The sequence below is a fragment of the Streptomyces sp. NPDC043876 genome, assembly GCF_056435825.1.
Window position 1 is genome coordinate 115,770 of the sequence record NZ_JBWKDV010000005.1, and the last position, 18,155, is coordinate 133,924.

The 18,155-nt window shown below is 73.6% G+C and carries 15 protein-coding genes and 1 tRNA gene; 10 read left to right on the top strand and 6 right to left on the bottom strand.

The genetic code is table 11. From position 1 onward, the window contains the following. Positions 1-80 precede the first annotated feature (80 nt). A complete protein-coding gene (locus AC0693_RS17530; protein WP_478741568.1) occupies positions 81-1,736 on the top strand; it encodes an FAD-binding dehydrogenase in 1,656 nt (551 codons plus the stop codon). Positions 1,737-2,444: 708 nt separating this feature from the next. Here the strand turns inward: AC0693_RS17530 and AC0693_RS17535 are convergent. Further along, positions 2,445-2,882, bottom strand: coding sequence for an ASCH domain-containing protein (locus AC0693_RS17535; RefSeq protein ID WP_356414386.1), 438 nt, complete (start codon positions 2,880-2,882; stop codon positions 2,445-2,447). Between the two features lie 226 nt (positions 2,883-3,108). On the opposite strand from AC0693_RS17535, the gene AC0693_RS17540 reads away from it, so the two are divergent. From AC0693_RS17540 to AC0693_RS17550, 3 genes are all read left to right on the top strand, one after another. Then, positions 3,109-4,065, top strand: a complete 957-nt coding sequence (locus AC0693_RS17540) for a hypothetical protein (RefSeq protein ID WP_356414383.1) — start codon at positions 3,109-3,111, stop codon at positions 4,063-4,065. 99 nt (positions 4,066-4,164) lie between these two features. Next, complete coding sequence (locus tag AC0693_RS17545) at positions 4,165-5,715, top strand: APC family permease (RefSeq protein WP_478802300.1); 1,551 nt, start codon at positions 4,165-4,167, stop codon at positions 5,713-5,715. Between the two features lie 215 nt (positions 5,716-5,930). Continuing rightward, entirely contained in the window at positions 5,931-7,412 is a 1,482-nt protein-coding gene (locus tag AC0693_RS17550) for an amino acid permease (RefSeq protein ID WP_469318864.1), read from the top strand. A 135-nt stretch (positions 7,413-7,547) separates the two neighbouring features. On the opposite strand, the gene AC0693_RS17555 is transcribed toward AC0693_RS17550, so the two are convergent. Continuing rightward, positions 7,548-7,632, bottom strand: a tRNA-Leu gene (locus tag AC0693_RS17555). A 167-nt stretch (positions 7,633-7,799) separates the two neighbouring features. On the opposite strand from AC0693_RS17555, the gene AC0693_RS17560 reads away from it, so the two are divergent. From AC0693_RS17560 to AC0693_RS17570, 3 genes are all read left to right on the top strand, one after another. Beyond that, complete coding sequence (locus AC0693_RS17560) at positions 7,800-9,125, top strand: M20/M25/M40 family metallo-hydrolase (protein WP_478802301.1); 1,326 nt, start codon at positions 7,800-7,802, stop codon at positions 9,123-9,125. A gap of 141 nt (positions 9,126-9,266) precedes the next feature. Next, positions 9,267-9,500, top strand: a complete 234-nt coding sequence (chpH, locus tag AC0693_RS17565; RefSeq protein ID WP_469318865.1) for a chaplin ChpH — start codon at positions 9,267-9,269, stop codon at positions 9,498-9,500. 186 nt (positions 9,501-9,686) lie between these two features. Further along, positions 9,687-10,316 carry a chaplin gene (locus tag AC0693_RS17570; RefSeq protein WP_478802302.1) on the top strand — a complete coding sequence of 210 codons (630 nt, stop codon included), beginning with the start codon at positions 9,687-9,689 and terminating at the stop codon, positions 10,314-10,316. A gap of 57 nt (positions 10,317-10,373) precedes the next feature. Here the strand turns inward: AC0693_RS17570 and AC0693_RS17575 are convergent, their stop codons facing one another. Continuing rightward, positions 10,374-10,562 carry a DUF5703 family protein gene (locus AC0693_RS17575; RefSeq protein ID WP_283452490.1) on the bottom strand — a complete coding sequence of 63 codons (189 nt, stop codon included), beginning with the start codon at positions 10,560-10,562 and terminating at the stop codon, positions 10,374-10,376. A 47-nt stretch (positions 10,563-10,609) separates the two neighbouring features. On the opposite strand from AC0693_RS17575, the gene AC0693_RS17580 reads away from it, so the two are divergent. After that, positions 10,610-11,257: a hypothetical protein gene (locus tag AC0693_RS17580; RefSeq protein WP_469318867.1), complete on the top strand. Its 648-nt coding sequence runs from the start codon at positions 10,610-10,612 to the stop codon at positions 11,255-11,257. 237 nt (positions 11,258-11,494) lie between these two features. On the opposite strand, the gene AC0693_RS17585 is transcribed toward AC0693_RS17580, so the two are convergent. Then, entirely contained in the window at positions 11,495-13,954 is a 2,460-nt protein-coding gene (locus tag AC0693_RS17585) for a helix-hairpin-helix domain-containing protein (RefSeq protein WP_478802303.1), read from the bottom strand. Continuing rightward, positions 13,951-14,943 (bottom strand): aldo/keto reductase, encoded by a 993-nt coding sequence (locus AC0693_RS17590; RefSeq protein ID WP_356414343.1) that lies wholly within the window; start codon positions 14,941-14,943, stop codon positions 13,951-13,953. The genes AC0693_RS17585 and AC0693_RS17590 overlap by 4 nt, the downstream gene beginning before the upstream one ends. 122 nt (positions 14,944-15,065) lie before the next feature. On the opposite strand from AC0693_RS17590, the gene AC0693_RS17595 reads away from it, so the two are divergent. Continuing rightward, positions 15,066-16,115, top strand: a complete 1,050-nt coding sequence (locus tag AC0693_RS17595) for an LLM class F420-dependent oxidoreductase (protein WP_356414340.1) — start codon at positions 15,066-15,068, stop codon at positions 16,113-16,115. Positions 16,116-16,306: 191 nt separating this feature from the next. Then, a complete protein-coding gene (locus tag AC0693_RS17600) occupies positions 16,307-17,137 on the top strand; it encodes a ferritin-like domain-containing protein (RefSeq protein WP_478802304.1) in 831 nt (276 codons plus the stop codon). On the opposite strand, the gene corA is transcribed toward AC0693_RS17600, so the two are convergent. After that, on the bottom strand, positions 17,115-18,098 hold the full coding sequence (corA, locus tag AC0693_RS17605) for a magnesium/cobalt transporter CorA (RefSeq protein ID WP_356416847.1): 984 nt from the start codon (positions 18,096-18,098) through the stop codon (positions 17,115-17,117). The genes AC0693_RS17600 and corA overlap by 23 nt on opposite strands. Between the last annotated feature and the right edge of the window lie 57 nt (positions 18,099-18,155).

An 18,155-nucleotide genomic window follows, 5' to 3' on the forward strand; every position in this document is an offset into this window, starting at 1 on the left:
GCATTCCTTCCCCGGTGTTGACTGGTTACCGCCAGGTAGTCAGGATCACTCCCATCCACCGAGGGCAGGACGGGAAACGCATGGGGTACGACGCAGACGTCATCGTGATCGGCGCCGGGCTGGCGGGGCTCGTGGCCACCGCCGAGCTGGTGGACGCGGGCCGCAAGGTCATCCTGCTCGACCAGGAGCCCGAGGCGTCGATCGGCGGCCAGGCCCACTGGTCCTTCGGCGGGCTGTTCTTCGTGAACTCCCCCGAGCAGCGCCGCATGCGCATCAAGGACAGCCACGCGCTGGCCCTCCAGGACTGGTTCGGCACCGCCGGTTTCGACCGGCCCGAGGACGCCTGGCCGCGCCGCTGGGCCGAGGCGTACGTCGACTTCGCGGCGGGGGAGAAGCGGTCCTGGCTGCACCAGCGGGGGGTCCGCTTCTTCCCCGTCGTCGGCTGGGCCGAGCGCGGCGGCTACGACGCCACCGGGCACGGGAACTCCGTACCCCGCTTCCACATCACCTGGGGCACCGGCCCCGGGCTGGTCGAACCCTTCGAGCGGCGGGTCCGGGCCGGGGTGGCCCGCGGGCTGGTCGAGCTGCGGTTCCGCCACCGGGTCACCGGCCTCTCCTCCACCGCCGGGGCCCTGGACACCGTCACCGGCGAGGTCCTGGAGCCGTCCGACGCGGTGCGCGGCACCGCGAGCGGCCGCGAGGTCGCGGGCGCGTTCTCGCTGCGCGCCCAGGCGGTCATCGTCACCTCCGGCGGCATCGGCGGCAACCACGACCTGGTCCGCGCCCAGTGGCCCGAGCGGCTCGGCACGCCGCCGGAGCGGCTGCTGTCCGGGGTCCCGGCCCACGTGGACGGCCTGATGCTGGGCATCGCCGAGCGCGCGGGCGCCCGTCACATCAACAAGGACCGGATGTGGCACTACACCGAGGGCATCGAGAACTGGAACCCGATCTGGGCCCGGCACGGCATCCGGATCCTGCCCGGCCCCTCCTCGCTGTGGCTGGACGCGACCGGCAAGCGGCTGCCCGTACCGCTCTTCCCGGGCTTCGACACGCTCGGCACGCTCGACCACATCATGAAGACCGGCCACGACCACACCTGGTTCGTCCTCAACCGGCGGATCATCGGCAAGGAGTTCGGGCTCTCCGGATCCGAGCAGAACCCCGACCTCACCGGGAAGTCGGTCCGCGAGGTGATCAACCGGGCCCGTCAGGACGTCCCCGGACCGGTCCAGGCCTTCATGGACAACGGCGCCGACTTCGTCGTCGAGCGCGATCTCGGCGCCCTGGTCCGCGGCATGAACGCGGTCACGAAGGAAGACCTCATCGAGGAGGACGCGCTGCGGCGCGAGATCACGGCGCGCGACCGGGAGATCGCGAACCCCTTCACCAAGGACCTCCAGGTGATGTCGATCCACGGGGCCCGCAGGTACCTCGGCGACAAGCTGATCCGTACGGCCGCCCCGCACCGGATCCTGGACCCCAAGGCGGGGCCGCTGATCGCGGTCCGGCTCTCGGTCCTGACCCGCAAGTCCCTCGGCGGCCTGGAGACCGACCTGTCCTCGCGCGTCCTCGGCGCGGACGGGGCGCCGCTGCCGGGTCTCTACGCGGCGGGGGAGGCGGCGGGGTTCGGGGGCGGTGGCGTGCACGGTTACCGGGCGCTGGAGGGGACCTTCCTCGGGGGCTGCATCTACTCGGGCCGAGCCGCAGGCCGCGCAGCGGCCACGTCGGTGACCTGACGGGCCCCGCCCTCGCCCTCAAGCGCCGGGCGGGCTGAACGCGCCTCGGCCCCGGCGGCCCTTCCCCGGGGCCGCAGGCCGGGCTGCCCGGCGCCCCATCCACCCTCGCCGACGGGCCGCCCTGCCCCCTTCCAGCCTCGCCGGTGTTTGAGGCGCCCCCGGAAGGCCTGCTCACCGGGTGGTGGGGTCCGACGGTTGTGCCCTGCGGGTGGCCGTCGCCTCCGGCGGGGCCTCAATCGCCGGGCGGGCTGGTTTTGCGTCCGCAGGCCGGGCCTGACGCGTGCCCTCCCAGCCCTGCTGGCGGGTGGCCCGGAGTGCCTATCCAGCCTCGCCGGCGTTTGAGGCGCCCCCGGAGGGCCCATCGACCGGGTGGTGGGGTCCGACGGTTGTGCCCTGCGGGTCGGCGTCGCCTCAGGCGGGCCCTCAATCGCCGGGCGGGCTGGATTTGCGTCCGTAGCCGGGCCGGACGCGTGCCCTTCCTGCCCTGCCGGCGGGTGGCCCGGAGTGCCTATCCAGCCTCGCCGGCGTTTGAGGCGCCCCCGGAGGGCCGGCCCACCGGGTGGTGGGGCCCGGCCGTTGTGCCCCTGCGGGTCGGCGTCGCCTCCGGCGGGCCCTCAAACGCCGGGCGGGCTGCATTTGCGGCCCCAGGGCCGCAGGGTCGGGGCCGCGCCCCGGCCAGGTCCGCCCGGACCGGAGCGGCCCGCGTCGTCAGTTCCGCGGCCCCAGCACACGGAACCGCTCCGCAACGACCATCGTGTCCTCGTCCACCGTGAAGCCGGGATCGCCGAGTTCTTCCCGTACCGGCGCGCTGTGCCAGAACTCCTCGTGCGAGGCGCGCCATTCGGCCACGGAGGTGTCCCCCTCGCCCTCGTCCACCGCGTGCCGCAGGTCGACGTCCGCGAGCCGCAGCACCCGGACGTCGAGCACCTCCACCACCGCCACCGGTGCCTCCGCCGAGTCGATCAGCACCCGGCGGTCACCGGGCCGCGGCAATGGCTCGTTCTCGGCCTCGTAACCGGCCAACAGCCCCGTCGTGGTGGTCTTCGCCCCGCTCAGCACCGCCGCCACCAACCGGTCGCGCAGGGGCCCGGGAAAGCCCAGCAGGTACGGCGGCAGGTCCGCGGGGACGTCCTCGGGGATCATCATCCGGCCACCCTAACGCCGACGCGCGCACCCCGCGGAACCGCCGCGACCGCCCCAACTCGACCGTCTCACACCAGCAGTTGAAACTCGCCACCCAGTGGACTGGACCTTGACGCGGAGCTGTGCCTACCGGTTTGCTGTGCGTGATCATCCACCGGTCGGCCACCGCCCGGCCGCCATTCGTCCGCCGCTCGTCGACCCGCGCTCGCGTTCTGGAGGGAAACCGCGGATGTCTCCGCCTCCGCCGCCCCTCGGCCGCGCCCGCAAGCGGGACGCCCAGCTCTTCGACCCGGCGCTGTGCGACACCGAACTGGTCGACGTCCGCTCCCAGTTCACCCAGGGCCGCTGGGCCACCGCCCGCAGCCTGCTCGCGGCCACCGCCGACGACTGGGACCGCCGCGGCCACCGCGTCGTCGTCCTCGCCGAAACCCCCGCCGCCACCGCCTGGGCCCGCGAATGGCTGCTCGCCGAACCCGAGAGCGCCGACGCCGCCACCCTTCTCGCCTGCGCCGCCGTCTTCACCGCCCTGCGCCGCAAGGGCACCCCCGAAGCGGCCGACGAGGCCTGCCGCCGCGCCGCCGCCCTGCTGCCCGCCGACCCCACCCCCTGGCTCGGCCTGCTGCTGCTGTCCCGTGCCTTCGGCACGGAGGAGGAGTTCAGCCGGCACTTCGACCAGGTCCGCGCCCGCCACCGGGAACACCACCACGCCCACCACGTGATGGTCGCCCGGCTCGCCGAGCGCCTCCCCGGCAGCGGCCAGGACCCGCTCCACGAGGTCTACGACTTCGCCGCCTGGGCCGCCGAGGAGTCCCCGGCCGATTCGCCGCTGGCCGTCCTCCCCGTCATCGCCCACGCCGAGCGCTACCGCGTCCTCGCCGCCGCCCACGGCACCACCGGCCCGGGCGCCACCGCGGCCGCCGAGCACTGGTCCGGCCGCCGCGCCCGCCAGGTGCTGCGCCACGCCTTCGACTGGTGGCTCGAATGGGAGCGCGAGGACCACCCGCGCAACCGCGTCGACCTCAACTTCCTCGCCCACGCGAAACTCTGCGAGGGCCGCCCCGCCGAGGCCGCCGCGCTCTTCCACCGCATCGGCAGCCATGCCACGCGGGCCCCCTGGTCCTATCCGGACCTCGACCCGCACAAGGCCTTCCTCGCCGCGCGCCATGCCGCGCTCGGCTCCGCCTGAACCACCCGCTCCGCCTGAACCACCCGCTCCGCCTGAAGCACCCGCTCCGCCTGAACGTCCCCTCCGACCTGAACTTCCCTCTCCGAAAGGACCCCCGCCATGGCGACGGGCAGTTCCACGACGTCCCCGCGCAGCACCGCGGCCGAGATCCGCACGTACAAGGGGCAGGACCGCGCACTGCGCGCCGACCGCCTCGGCACCGCGGGACTGCTGCTCTCCGTACTCGCGGCCAGCGCCCCCCTGATGGTGGTGGCCGGTGTGATGCCGACCACCTTCGGCGTCATGGGCGTCGTCGGCCAGCCGCTGCTCTTCGTCGTCCTCGGCGTCGTCCTCGCCCTGTTCAGCATCGGCTACGCCGAAATGAGCCGGCACGTCCACAACGCCGGCGCCTTCTACGCCTACATCGCGCGCGGCCTGGGCGCCACCGCCGGCGCGGGCGCCTCCATGGTCGCCCTCGTCGCGTACAGCGCCATGCAGGTCGGCGTGTACGGCATCCTCGGATTCGAGGTCTCCGGCCTCCTCACCACCTACCTCGGCATCGAGGTGGCCTGGTGGATACCCGCCCTGCTCGCGGTCGCCGCCACCAGCGCCCTCGGCTGGCTCAAGATCGACCTCAACGCCAAGGTGATCGGCGTCCTCATCCTCATCGAGTGCGCGCTCGTCGTCATCTTCGACGCCGCCGCCCTCGGCAAGCCGGGCGCCGAAGGCCTCTCCCTACACGCCTTCAACCCGGCCACCCTCAGCGGTCCGGGCCTGGGCACCGCCCTGTGCTTCTGCATCGCCGCCTTCGTCGGCTTCGAGCAGTCCCCGGTCTACGCCGAGGAGACCAGCAAGCCGCACATCGTGGTCTCCCGCGTCATGTTCCTCGCCGTCGGCTTCGTCGCCCTCTTCTTCGCGCTGAGCGCCTGGGCCCTCACCGTCGCCACCGGCCCCTCCCAGGTCGTCAAGGCCTCCGGCGCCGCGGGCCCAGGGCTGCTGTTCGCGCTCACCGAGGACCGCCTCGGCAGCGCCTTCACCGACGTCCTGCACGTGCTCTTCGTCACCGGCATGTTCGCGGCCATGCTCAGCTTCCACAACGTCGTCGCCCGCTACGCCTTCGCGATGGGCCGCGAGGGCCTGCTCCCCGCCGCCTTCGGCCGCACCAACGCGGGCACCGGCGCCCCCGGCACCGGCTCCCTGCTCCAGACCGGCGTCTCCGCCCTCGTCGTCGTCGGCTTCGCCCTCACCGACGACAAGCCCGTCGGCGACCCCACCGCCCCCGTCCTGCACCTGTTCACCTGGATGGGCAGCGTCGGCGCCCTCGGCATCACCCTGCTGATGGCCGCCGCCTCCTTCGCCGTCATCGCCTTCTTCGTCCGCCGCGGCACCGCCTCCGCCCAGGTCTGGCGCCTCGCCGCCGCGGGCGCCGCGGGCCTCGCCCTGCTCGGCATCGCCGCCTACACCGTCAAGGACTTCGCCGTCCTGGTCGGCGCGGACGAGGGCTCCGCGCTCAGCTGGGCGCTGCCCGCCATCATCGGCGTCGCCGCCGCGGGCGGGCTGGCCTACGGGTCGCTCCTGCGCTCCCGGCGCCCCGAGGTGCACGCCCGCATCGGCCTGGGCAACGAGGCCTTCCGCCTCGACCAGGCCGCCGAGGCGACCCCGCACGCCTGAGCGGCGTACGCCCGAGAAGGCCGCGGAGGCCCCCGGCACCCCTTTCGGGGGGAGCCGTGGGCCTCTGGCGGGTAAAGGGCCGGTTTTGGTCCGAGCGCGGCCCACATGGTCTCCTGGGGCGATCAAATCCGGACCGCGGGCCCAGGCGATACCACCCAGCTCTCCTGTGCCGCGGCCCGGACCTGCCCGTCCACCCCACGAAGGCGACGTCGTAGATGAGTGACCGCACCCTGAAAGAGGCCGCGTCCCGGGCCCCCGCCGCACCGACGGCCGGCCGGCCCGTCCACGTGGACGCCGGTGACGAGGGTTACAGCAAGGACCTGAAGTCCCGCCACATCAACATGATCGCGATCGGCGGAGCGATAGGCACCGGCCTGTTCCTCGGCGCGGGCGGCCGCCTGGCCAACGCCGGCCCCTCCCTCGCCATCGCCTACGCGGTGTGCGGCGTCTTCGCCTTCTTCGTCGTGCGCGCCCTGGGCGAGCTGGTCCTCTACCGGCCGTCGTCGGGGGCCTTCGTCTCCTACGCGCGCGAGTTCATGGGCGAGAAGGGCGCGTACACGGCGGGCTGGCTGTACTTCCTCAACTGGTCCACCACCACCGTCGCCGACATCACGGCGGCCGCGACCTACGCCCACTTCTGGTCGATGTTCAGCGACATTCCGCCGTGGATCCTCGCCCTCATCGCCCTCTCTGTCGTCCTCTCCGTGAACCTGATCTCGGTGAAGTACTTCGGCGAGATGGAGTTCTGGTTCTCGATCGTCAAGGTCGGCGCCCTCGTCGCCTTCCTCCTGGTCGGCATCTACCTGGTCGCCACCAGCCACCCCATCGACGGCCACACCCCCGGCCTCGGCTCCATCACCGACAACGGCGGCATCTTCCCCGCGGGCATGCTCCCGATGCTCCTGGTGGTCCAGGGCGTCGTCTTCGCGTACGCCTCCGTCGAGCTGTGCGGCGTCGCCGCCGGCGAGACCGAGAACCCCGAGAAGATCATGCCGAAGGCGATCAACTCGATCATGTGGCGCGTCGGCGTCTTCTACGTCGGCTCCGTGGTCCTGCTGGCGCTGCTCCTGCCCTACACCGCGTACTCCGCCGACCAGAGCCCCTTCGTCACGGTCTTCGACAAGCTCGGCGTCCCGGGCGCCGCGGGCATCATGAACCTGGTCGTCCTGACCGCGGCCCTCTCCAGCCTGAACTCCGGCCTCTACTCCACCGGCCGCATCCTGCGCTCGATGGCCACCGCCGGTTCCGCCCCGAAGTTCACCGCCAAGATGAACCGCGGCAAGGTCCCCTACGGCGGCGTCCTGTTCACGGCCGCCTTCGGCGTCATGGGCGTGGGCCTGAACTACTTCATGCCCGAGGACGCCTTCGAGATCGTCCTCAACTTCGCGTCCATCGGCATCCTGGGCACCTGGGCGATGGTCATGCTCTGCTCCCTGCACTTCTGGCGCCGGGCCCGCGAGGGCCGCGTGGAGCGCCCGTCCTACCGGCTGCCCTGGGCCCCGTACACGCAGATCGTGACCCTGGTCTTCCTGGTCACCGTGCTGGTCCTGATGTGGAGCGACGGCGGCGTCGGCCGCCGCACCATCCTCTTCCTGCCGGTCATCGCCGCCGCCCTGGTCGGCGGCTGGTTCCTGGTCCGCCGCCGGGTCGCCGAGATCGCCGCCGCGCGCGAGGCCGCCGCGCAGCCCCGCGACTGACCTGCCCGCCGCGCCCGTGACCACGAGGGCCCCCGCCACCCGGCGGGGGCCCTCGCGCGCAGGCTCCGGCCGGCGACCGGACCACCGCGGCAGGAGCACGAAAAAGGACCCCGCCGCAGCGGGGTCCTTCTCTTGTGTCCGAGGGGGGACTTGAACCCCCACGCCCGATAAAGGGCACTAGCACCTCAAGCTAGCGCGTCTGCCATTCCGCCACCCGGACAAGGTGTCTGTCTCGCGTCCCTCGCGGGCCGTTCCGACAGGGAAAACATTACCAAACATTCCGGGGGCCCCGATCACGCCCCCCACTGACCGGGGATCGCCCTTGGGCGCAGCGGTCCGGGGCGGGAGGATGGGGGAGTTCGGTACTGATCAGTGGGAGGAAGCAGCGTGAGCGAGTCGAGCGCGGGCAGGACCGTCTCCGGCGAGGACGAGGTCGTCGACCTCTGCCGGGACCTCATCCGGATCGACACCAGCAACTACGGCGACCATTCGGGTCCCGGCGAGCGCAAGGCGGCCGAGTGGGTCGCCGAGCAGCTCGCCGAGGTGGGCCTGGAGCCGCAGATCTTCGAGTCCCACAAGGGCAGGGCCTCCACCGTGGCCCGGATCGAGGGCGAGGACCCCTCACGGCCCGCGCTGCTGATCCACGGCCACACCGACGTCGTCCCGGCGAACGCCGCCGACTGGACCTACGACCCCTTCGCGGGCGAGATCGCCGACGGCTGCCTGTGGGGCCGCGGCGCGGTCGACATGAAGGACATGGACGCCATGACCCTCGCGGTCGTGCGCGACCGGATGCGCAGCGGCCGCAAGCCCCCGCGCGACATCGTGCTCGCCTTCCTCGCCGACGAGGAGGCCGGCGGCACGTACGGGGCCCGCCACCTCGTCGACAAGCACCCCGGGCTCTTCGAGGGGGTCACCGAGGCGATCGGCGAGGTCGGCGGCTTCTCCTTCACCGTGAACGAGAACCTGCGGCTGTACCTGGTGGAGACCGCCCAGAAGGGCATGCACTGGATGCGCCTCACCGTGGACGGCACCGCCGGCCACGGGTCGATGACCAACAACGACAACGCCATCACGGAGCTGTGCGAGGCCGTGGGCCGGCTCGGCCGCCACACGTGGCCGGTGCGCGTGACCAAGACCGTACGGTCGTTCCTGGACGAACTCTCGGACGCGCTCGGCACCCCGCTCGACCCCGAGGACATGGACGCCACGCTCGCCAAGCTCGGCGGCATCGCCAAGATGGTCGGCGCCACCCTGCGCAACTCGGCGGCCCCGACCATGCTCGGCGCCGGCTACAAGGTCAACGTCATCCCAGGCCAGGCCACCGCGCACGTGGACGGCCGCTTCCTGCCCGGCTACGAGGACGAGTTCTTCGCCGACCTCGACCGGATCCTCGGCCCGCGCGTCAAGCGGGAGGACGTCCACGGGGACAAGGCGCTGGAGACGGACTTCGACGGGAGGCTCGTCGACGCCATGCAGGGCGCCCTGCGGGCCGAGGACCCGATCGCGCGCGCGGTCCCGTACATGCTCTCCGGCGGTACGGACGCCAAGTCCTTCGACGACCTGGGCATCCGCTGCTTCGGCTTCGCACCGCTCCAGCTGCCGCCCGAGCTGGACTTCGCCGGGATGTTCCACGGGGTGGACGAGCGGGTTCCGGTCGACGGCCTCAAGTTCGGCGTGCGGGTCCTGGACCGTTTCATCGACAACGCCTGAGCCGGGCGAGGGGAATCGCGAGCGCGTGCGAAGGCCACTGAGAAGAGTGAATGCGCTCATACGCTCGTAGCCCCGGTGGGAACTCCTCGTTACAGGTGGTGCGGTCCGCGGCTGGTACCGCATTGCCTACTAGGAGGAACAATGATCAAGAAGGTTGTCGCCGCTGCGGCTGCCACTGGTGGCCTCGTACTCGCTGGTGCGGGTCTGGCCGTCGCCGACGCCGGTGCCCAGGGTGCGGCCATCGGTTCCCCCGGTGTCGCCTCGGGCAACGTCATCCAGGTCCCGGTCCACATCCCGGTGAACGTGTGCGGTAACACGATCTCCGTGATCGGCCTGCTCAACCCGGCCTTCGGCAACACCTGCGTCAACAGCTGACGCCTGAAGTCCTCAGCCCCGGAGCGCATTCCAGCGCTCCGGGGCACCGGGCTTTCCGGGGCCGCGCCCTTCGGGCCGTCCCTTCGGCGTACCAGGCGGGGGAGCCTGCACGGCCAGTACGTCGATCCGTAACGAACGTACAGAGCTGCGGCCGCGCACAGCGGACCAGGTTGGGGACACGTACACATGCGACACGCACGACACACCCACGGGAACCAGGGCGCCAGGAAGACGCTGATCACGGTGGCGGCCGCGGGCGGCATGCTCGCGCTGGGCGGCGGCTACGCCCACGCGGACGGCGCCGGAGGCGGCGGGGCCGTCGCCTCCGGGCACGCGGCGGGCTCACCGGGACTGCTGTCCGGGAACGCCCTCCAGGCGCCCGTGGACGCGCCGGTCAACCTCTGCGGGAACACCGTGACGGTGGTGGGGGCGCTGAACCCCGCCTTCGGCGCCTTCTGCGCGAACAACGCGGGCAAGCCGGCTGGCCACGAGGGCCACCACGGCGGGAACCCGGGCACCCCGGGCGGCCACCACGGCCAGAACCCGGGCACGCCGGGAGGCCACGGCGGGAACCCGGGCGGCACCACCGGCACGAGCAGCGGCCACGGGACGGGCACGAGTACGGGCCCGAGTACGGGCACGGGTACCGGAACGCCGGTCACCTACCCCGGAGCCCCGAGCGGCAGCCACACCGGCGGCGCCGAGACGCTGGCCGCCACCGGGGCCGGCGACTTCCTCGGCGGGGCCGTACCGCTCGCCGGCGGCATGCTGCTGGCCGGCGCCGTGCTCTACCGGCGCGCCCGCAACGCCGCCTGACGAGAGGGTCCGGCGGCCACACGCGGCGCGGGCCCCCGCCGGGGCCCGCGCCGTACCTCACCAGGTCGCGCGTATCTGCCGGATGATCCGGCGCCGCAGTCTCACCCGGCGACTCCCGTCCCGGTGCAGCGTGAGCCGGTCCAGCTCCCAGTTCCCGTACTCGGCATGATCGGTCAGCAGCCGGGTCGCCTCCTTGCGAGGCACCCCGCGCGGCACGTACACGTCGACAAATTCGTATTCCGGCATCGCATCTATTGTGCAGACGGACCCCCGCTACGGATAGCGTCTGCTCTATGTCTGATGCCGCTCTGCCCACTGTTGCCGAGGTACGCGCCGCCGCCGAGGCGGTCAAGACCGCGCTGGACCGTCACCTTGCGGCGGTCGAGGGCAGGTCCGGAGACGAGGATCCGGCCGTCTACGCCGCCTTCAACGAACTCGCCGCCGCCGCCGAGGAGTACGACGAACTCCTCTATGACCGCTACGACGAGGTCACCCCCTTCGAGATTCCCGCCGCCGAGGACGGTGTCCCGTACACCGGCCCCGCCGATCCCAGCGCCTTCAGCGTGCTGATCCGCCGCGACTACGTCGTCGCCGAACCGCAGCGCCTGATCGCCCAGGCCGAACGCGTGGCCGCGCACGACCCGGACGCCGAGCCGGTCCACGACGGCGGCACGGGGGGTGCGCTCGGCGTGCTCTTCGGCGAGTACGAGCCGGACGAGATCGCCTCCCGCTACAAGGAGTTCGGTCTCGAAGAGGGCGACTCCACGCTCTGGCTCGCACCGTCGGAGGAAGCGGCGGAACCGGGGGAGTGGCTCAACGCCCCCTTCGAGCACGCCGATCCGGAGCACGTGCTGCACCGCTTCGACGTCAGCTCCGTCTTCGACGATGAGTTCGAGGAAGACGAAGCCGACCTCGACACCCCCCACCCGGCGGGTCCCTGACCCCCACCCGACGGGCCCCTGGAACCGCACGGAGCCCAGCCACATCAGCCCCGCCGGCGTTTGAGGCGCCGCCGGAGGCACACCCGCCGGAGGCACACCGGCACACCGGCACACCGGCACCCGGGCAGGCGACGGCGACGGCAGCGGCCGAGGGTGGCCCGGCGGGCCCCGGGCGCGACCGGGCCGGGTCCCCGGGGCCCGCGCACGCTCAGGGCGCGGGCCCCGGGGACCAAGGCGTCACTCCGGCCGGTCCGCACCCGCCGCGGCAGCGGCCAGCCCCCGCAGCAGCCCCGCCAACCGCGTCGTCCGCGGCTTCGGCAGGACCTCCGCCACCGCCCGCGGCAGCGCCTGGTCCACCCCGTGCACCACGGACAGGTGCCGCTCGGCCCGCCCGAAGGCGGTGTAGACCCAGTCCCGGGACAGCGCGTCCGCCGCGTCCCCGGGCAGCACGACGACCACACCGGGCCAGCGCGAGCCCACCGCCTGGTGCGCCGTCACCGCCCAGCCGTGCCGCACCGCCGACTCGACCCGCTCCTTCGGTACGACGACCCGCCCGCCCGCCGCGCCCGGGCAGTCCAGGTGGAGCCCCTCGGCGTCGGCCGTGACCACCCGCCCCGGCAGCGCACGGCCCGGCGAGGGCACGTACACGACCCGGTCACCGGGGTCGAACCCGCCGAACCGCCCGGGCCCGGGGTTCAGCCGCTCCTTGAGCGCGGCGTTCAGCGCCCGCGTACCCGCCGAGCCGCCGTGGCCGGGGGTGATCACCTGGACCCCCTCGGCCGGGAGCCCGAAGGCGCGCGGCACGGACTCGGCCACCAGCTGAACTGTGCGGTGGACGGCCTCCCCGGCGTCGCGCACCGGCACGATGACGACCTCCTTGCCGGGGGCGTCGACCGCGAGCAGTTCCCCGGCGCCGATCCCCGAGACCAGCTCGCCGAGCGGACCGGGATCGGGCACGCGGGAGGCGACCTGCGGGCAGGCACGGGCCGCCAGCACGTCCGCGAACACCCGCCCCGGTCCCGCGGATCCGAGCACTCCGGGATCCCCGGACAGCACCAGCCGGGCCCCGTCGGGGACGGACTCGACGAGCGCGGCGGCGCTCTCCACGTCCAGCTGCGGGGCGTCGGTGACGACGAGCAGGTCGAGGGCCAGCTGCCCGTCCTGGTCGCGTCCGGGACCCTCGGTCCCGTCCAGCAGCCCCGCGACGGTCGCGGCGCCCTCGCCCGCGCGGTCACGGGCGGCGGGGGCGTGGCAGGCGAGCCAGGCCCGCAGCCCGAGCGCGCGGGCGGTGGCCAGCAGGACCAGCGGCTCCGCGCGGGCGGCCTCGCCACCGGTGTGGGTCACCAGGCCGTGGCCCGCGACGGCGCGGATCAGCTCCGCGGCGGCGGGTCCGGGCCCGGCGGGGGCGGCGGCCGCCCACTCGGCGGGGTCCGCGGCCGCACCGAAGGTGTTGACCAGGCGGGCCAGGCCGTCGGCGAGGCTCTCCTCGGCCAGGGCGCAGCCCTCCAGGCCCACCAGGATCGTGACGGGCTGCTCCTCGCCCTCCGGGACGGGCTCGCCCACGGGCTCCTGGAAGACGAGGACGGCGCCGTCGCCGATGGCCTGCTCCAGGGCCTCGGCCGGGTCCGGCACGGCGTACTGGCCGAGGGCGCCGGTCAGCACGGAGGCCTCCAGCGCGGTGTGGCCCTTCAGGGCCGCCTGGGCGAGCAGCCAGGCCACCAGGGCGGCCGTGCGGCGCTCGTCCCCGGGCCCGCAGTCCGCGCCGAGCAGGGCGCGGGCGAAGCCGTCGGCCTGGGTGGGGCGGACGCCGGGCACGGCCAGCAGCTGCCAGGGGTCTTCGGTGAGCCGCCCGGCGGCGTCCTCGCCGAGCGCCTCGGCGGCCTTGGCGGCGACCGCCTCGGGGCCGCCGGTCCGGGCGAGCAGCGCGCGTACGGCGTCGACGGCCTCGGCCGGGGCGGGGGGCCGCGGCGCACTCCGGGGGCGCTCTGCGACGGGCGCCGGGGCCGGGGTCCGGCGGGGTGCGGCGGGGGCGTCGTCGAAATAGCGCGAGGGCGGCTTCTCCCCGCCCTCCACGGCGCGGACGGCGGCCAGCAGGTCCGCCGCGGTGCCGCTGAGCTTGGCCCCCGCCTCGACCGGAGCGGTCCGCTCCGCCTTGCGCCGGGCGATGCGCTCCCGCTCGATCTTCTGCGCGGCCAGCTCGGCCGCGGCCTCGCTGATCCCGGCCGCGGGCGCCTCGCCCCCGCCCGCCTGACCGGGGATCTGCCCCTCGGCCGCTCCGGCGTCCCCACCGGCCTGCGCGCCGGAGCGCGCGCCGTCCCCTTCGGCGGAGCCGTCGGCCGCCTCGTCCCCGACGGGAGGCTCCTCACCGGCCGCGCCGGGCCCGCCGTCGGCCTCCGCCCCGTCACCCACCGCGCCGGTCCCGCCGTCGCCCTCGTCGTCCGCTGCCTCGGGGCCGGCAGAGCGGTCGCCGCCGTCCTCGCCCGCGGGGATCCCCGCTGCGGAGCCGTCCTCGGCGGGCGGTACGTCACCCAGGTCGTCCTCACCACCCACCGCGCCGGCCGGACCGTCCGCGGCCGCCGGGTCCGGGTGGCCGTCCTGCGCCGCCGCGCCGGAGGCGACCGGCGCCGCGTCGGCCCCGGGGCCGCCCTCGGTGGTGGGGGTGGCCTCCGGGGGCGGGTCCGTACGGTCCGTACTCACAGCGTGCTCCAGTCAGGATCGGGATAGCGGTGCACGGGCGCCGAGACGTCGTCCAGCGCGCGGCAGATCTCCTCCGGAAGACTAAGGGCCTCCACCGACAGGGCCGCCGCGAGCTGGGCCGGCGTACGGGCCCCCACGACCGGCGCCGCGACCCCCGGGCGGTCGCGGATCCAGGCCAGGGCCACCTGGAGCGGGGTGACGGCCAGCCCGTGGGCCGCCGTCGCCACCGCCTCCACGATCCGGCTCGCGGCCTGGTCCAGGTACGGGTCCACGAAGGCGGCCAGGGTCTCCGAGGCCCCCCGGGAGTCCGCCGGGACGCCCTCGCGGTACTTGCCGGTCAGCACCCCGCGCCCCAGCGGGGACGAGGGCAGCAGCCCGACACCCAGGTCCAGGGCCGCCGGGAGCACCTCCCGCTCCACGCCGCGCTGGAGCAGCGAGTACTCCATCTGGGTGCACGCCAGCGGAGTCCTGACGCCGGGCGCGGCGCGCTGCCAGGTCGCGGCCTTCGCGAGCTGCCAGCCGGAGAAGTTGGCCACCCCCACGTACCGGGCCCGCCCGCTGCCGACCGCGAGGTCCAGCGCGTGCAGGGTCTCCTCCAGCGGGGTCCAGGGATCGAAGGCATGGACCTGCCAGAGGTCGACGTAGTCGGTGCCGAGGCGCGCCAGCGAGTCGTCCAGCGCCGCCAGCAGGTGCCCGCGCGAGCAGTCGAAGCGGCGCTCCGGATCGGCCACCCCGCCCGCCTTGGTGGAGATCACCAGGTCCCGGCGCGGCACCAGCCCGTCCAGCAGCCGCCCCAGCAGGTACTCCGCCTCGCCGTCCCCGTACACGTCCGCGGTGTCCACCAGCGTGCCGCCCGCGTCCCAGAAGGCCTTGAGCTGCTCGGCGGCGGCCTCCTCGCCCTGTCCCCCCGCCGAGCGGCCCCACGTCAGGGTGCCGAGGCCGATCCGGGACACGCGCAGGCCGGTGCGGCCGAGATGCCTCTGCTCCATGAGCGCTGAGCGTACTGCGGGACGTCCGGGGCACTGACGGATGGCGCCCCGGCGCGCTAGAGTCCCGGGGAACAGCGACGTTACTCATCAGTACAGACGTGTACCGGCTCAAAGGGGACGACATGCGGCTCGGCATCAATCTCGGCTACTGGGGCGCGGGCATGGACGCCGACAACCTCGCCGTCGCCCAGGAGGCCGACCGCCTCGGCTACGACGTGTGCTGGGCCGCCGAGGCCTACGGCTCCGACGCCCCCACCGTCCTGGCCTGGGTCGCCGCCCAGACCGAGCGCATCGACATCGGCTCCGCGATCCTCCAGATCCCGGCCCGCCAGCCCGCCATGACCGCGATGACGGCCGCCACCCTCGACTCGCTCTCCGGCGGCCGCTTCCGCCTCGGCCTCGGCGTCTCCGGGCCGCAGGTCTCCGAGGGCTGGTACGGCGTCAAGTTCGACAAGCCGCTGGCCCGCACCCGCGAGTACGTGGAGATCGTGCGCAAGGCCATGAGCCGTGAACGCCTCTCGCACGACGGCGAGCACTGGACCCTGCCGCTGCCCGGCGGCCCCGGCAAGCCGCTCAAGCTCACCGTGCACCCCACGCGCGAGCACATCCCGCTCTACATCGCCGCCATCGGCCCCAAGAACCTGGAGCAGACCGGCGAGATCGCCGACGGCGCGCTGCTGATCTTCCCGGCCGCCGAGCACCTGGAGGCCACCGCGCTCACCCACATCCGGGCGGGCCGCGAGAAGGCCGGACTGACCATGGACGGCTTCGACGTCTGCCCGACCGTCCCGCTCGCCGTCGGCGACGACGTGAACGCCCTCGCTGACATGTTCCGCCCCTACACCGCCCTGTACGTCGGCGGCATGGGCAGCCGGAAGCAGAACTTCTACAACCAGCTCGCCCAGCGCATGGGCTACGAGAAGGAAGCCGCCGAGATCCAGGACAAGTACCTGGCCGGCGACAAGCCGGGCGCGGCCGCCGCGATCCCGCACTCGCTCATCGACTCCACCACGCTGCTCGGCTCCGTGGAGCGGATCGCGGACAAGATGACGGCCTACGCCGAAGCCGGAGTCACCACCCTGACCCTGGCCCCCGCCGGATTCACCCTGGAGGAGCGGGTCACCGCCCTGCGCACCGGCACCGAGGCCCTGGAGCGGGCCGGACTCGCGTAGCTCCCGCGGGAAAGTCTGCGGCCGTGGTGGGGGCTCGGGGGGTCTTCCCCGCCACGGCCGGCACAGCGAACAACGCGCGGGGAGCCCCGCGGGTTACGCCTGCGCGGCTACCCCTTCGGACTACGTGCGGTTGCCCGGCCCCGGGATCGGGACTTGAGTGAAGTCCCGCTTCCCCGGAGGTGTTCCGCCCCATGCTCTCTGCCCGCAGCCTGTTCCGGGAGATCCTCGACGACGACGACTCCTTCCAGCTGTTCTGCTCCATCGCCGCCAGCGGGGAGTCCCAGGGCGGCTGGGAGAACGCGCGGATCGCGGCGCTGGTGCCCGACGGCATGCGCGCCCTCGCGCCCCGGATCGTCCGGCACGGCGCCGACGAGGACAAACACGGCCGGATCTTCCACGCCCTGCTGCGCCACCGGGGACTGCACGCCGTCACCGTCCCCGCCGACACCGACTACACGATGAAACTGGAACGGCTCGGCATCGGCCTCGCCCACGAGAAGCTGCGCCGCGAGGAACCGCTGACCGAGCGGGACATCGTCGTCTACCTCGCCCACAGCCGGGTCACCGAGCAGCGCGCCGCCGACCAGATGGCACTGCTCGTGCGGTACTTCGGGGACCACCCCGAGATCGGCAGGGCGGTGCGCATGATCAGCGCCGACGAGGACAACCACCTCGCCTACTGCCACGAGGAACTGCTGCGCCTCGCCGCCCGCGGCCACGGCCCCGCCATCCAGCGGGTGCTGCGCCAGAGCGCGCTCGCCGAGATCGCGGTCTACCGCGACGTCAGCCTCGCCGTGATGGGCCACATGGGCCGGCTGCTGCGCTGGCCCGCCCCGAAGTCCGCCGCGCTCGCCGCCGGCATCCGCTCCGTGTACGCGTACGAGCGCTTCGCGGGCTGGCACCGCATGGTGCGCCTGCGCATGCCGGAGCGCCGCGACGCCCTCGGGGCCGCGGCCGGGCCCGGCGGCGCCGGGCGGGCCCACTCGGGGGTGGGGGTGGCTACAGCCAGCCCCGCCGTTTGAACAACCGGTGCAGGCCCACGCACAGCACCACCATCAGCACCACCACGCCCGGATAGCCCCAGGTGTGCTTCAGCTCCGGCATGTGCTCGAAGTTCATCCCGTAGATCCCCGCGACCATCGTGGGCACGGCCGCCATCGCCGCCCACGCCGAGATCTTGCGCATGTCGTCGTTCTGCCGCACCCCCATCTGCGCCAAGTGCGCGGCCAGGGCGTCCGACAGCAGCCGGTCCAGGCCCTCGATGTACTCGTTCGCCTTGGTCAGGTGGTCGGAGACGTCGCGGAAGAACGGCCGCGAGTGCTCGTGCACGAACGGCAGGTTCCCCGAGGCCAGCCGGTCCATCGGCTGGAGCAGCGGGCTGGTCGCCCGGCGGAACTCCAGCACCTGCCGTTTGAAGTTGTAGATCCGGGCCGCGGTGTTCTTCGACTCCGAGGGGTTCGGCGCGAACACCTCCGCCTCCAGCTCCTCCAGGTCCGCCTGGAGCTCCGCCGCCACGTCGATGTAGTGGTCCACCACCGCGTCGGCCACCGCGTACAGCACCGCCGTGGGCCCGTGCTTGAGCACGTCCGGCTCCCGCTCCAGCCGGTGCCGCACGGCGGTCAGCGCGGCGCCCTCGCCGTGCCGCACCGTCACCACGAACGAGTCCCCGATGAAGACCATCAGCTCGCCCGTGCTCACCGTGTCCGTCGCGTCGTCGTACAGCACCGGCTTGAGGACCACGAACAGCGAATCGTCGTACACCTCCAGCTTCGGCCGCTGGTGCGCCGTGAGGGCGTCCTCCACGGCCAGCGCGTGCAGCCCGAACTCGTGGCTGACGTGCTCGAACTCCTTCGCCGACGGCTCGTGCATGCCGACCCACAGGAAGGCATCACCGGCGGCCCGGGCCTCGGCCAGGGCGTCCGAGAAGTCTTCGGGTCCATCGGTACGGCGGCCGTCCCGGTAAATCGCGCAGTCCACAATCACCCCGGCATTGTTTCCCGACCCGGCCCCGGCCGCACACCACCGCCGGCGCATACCCTG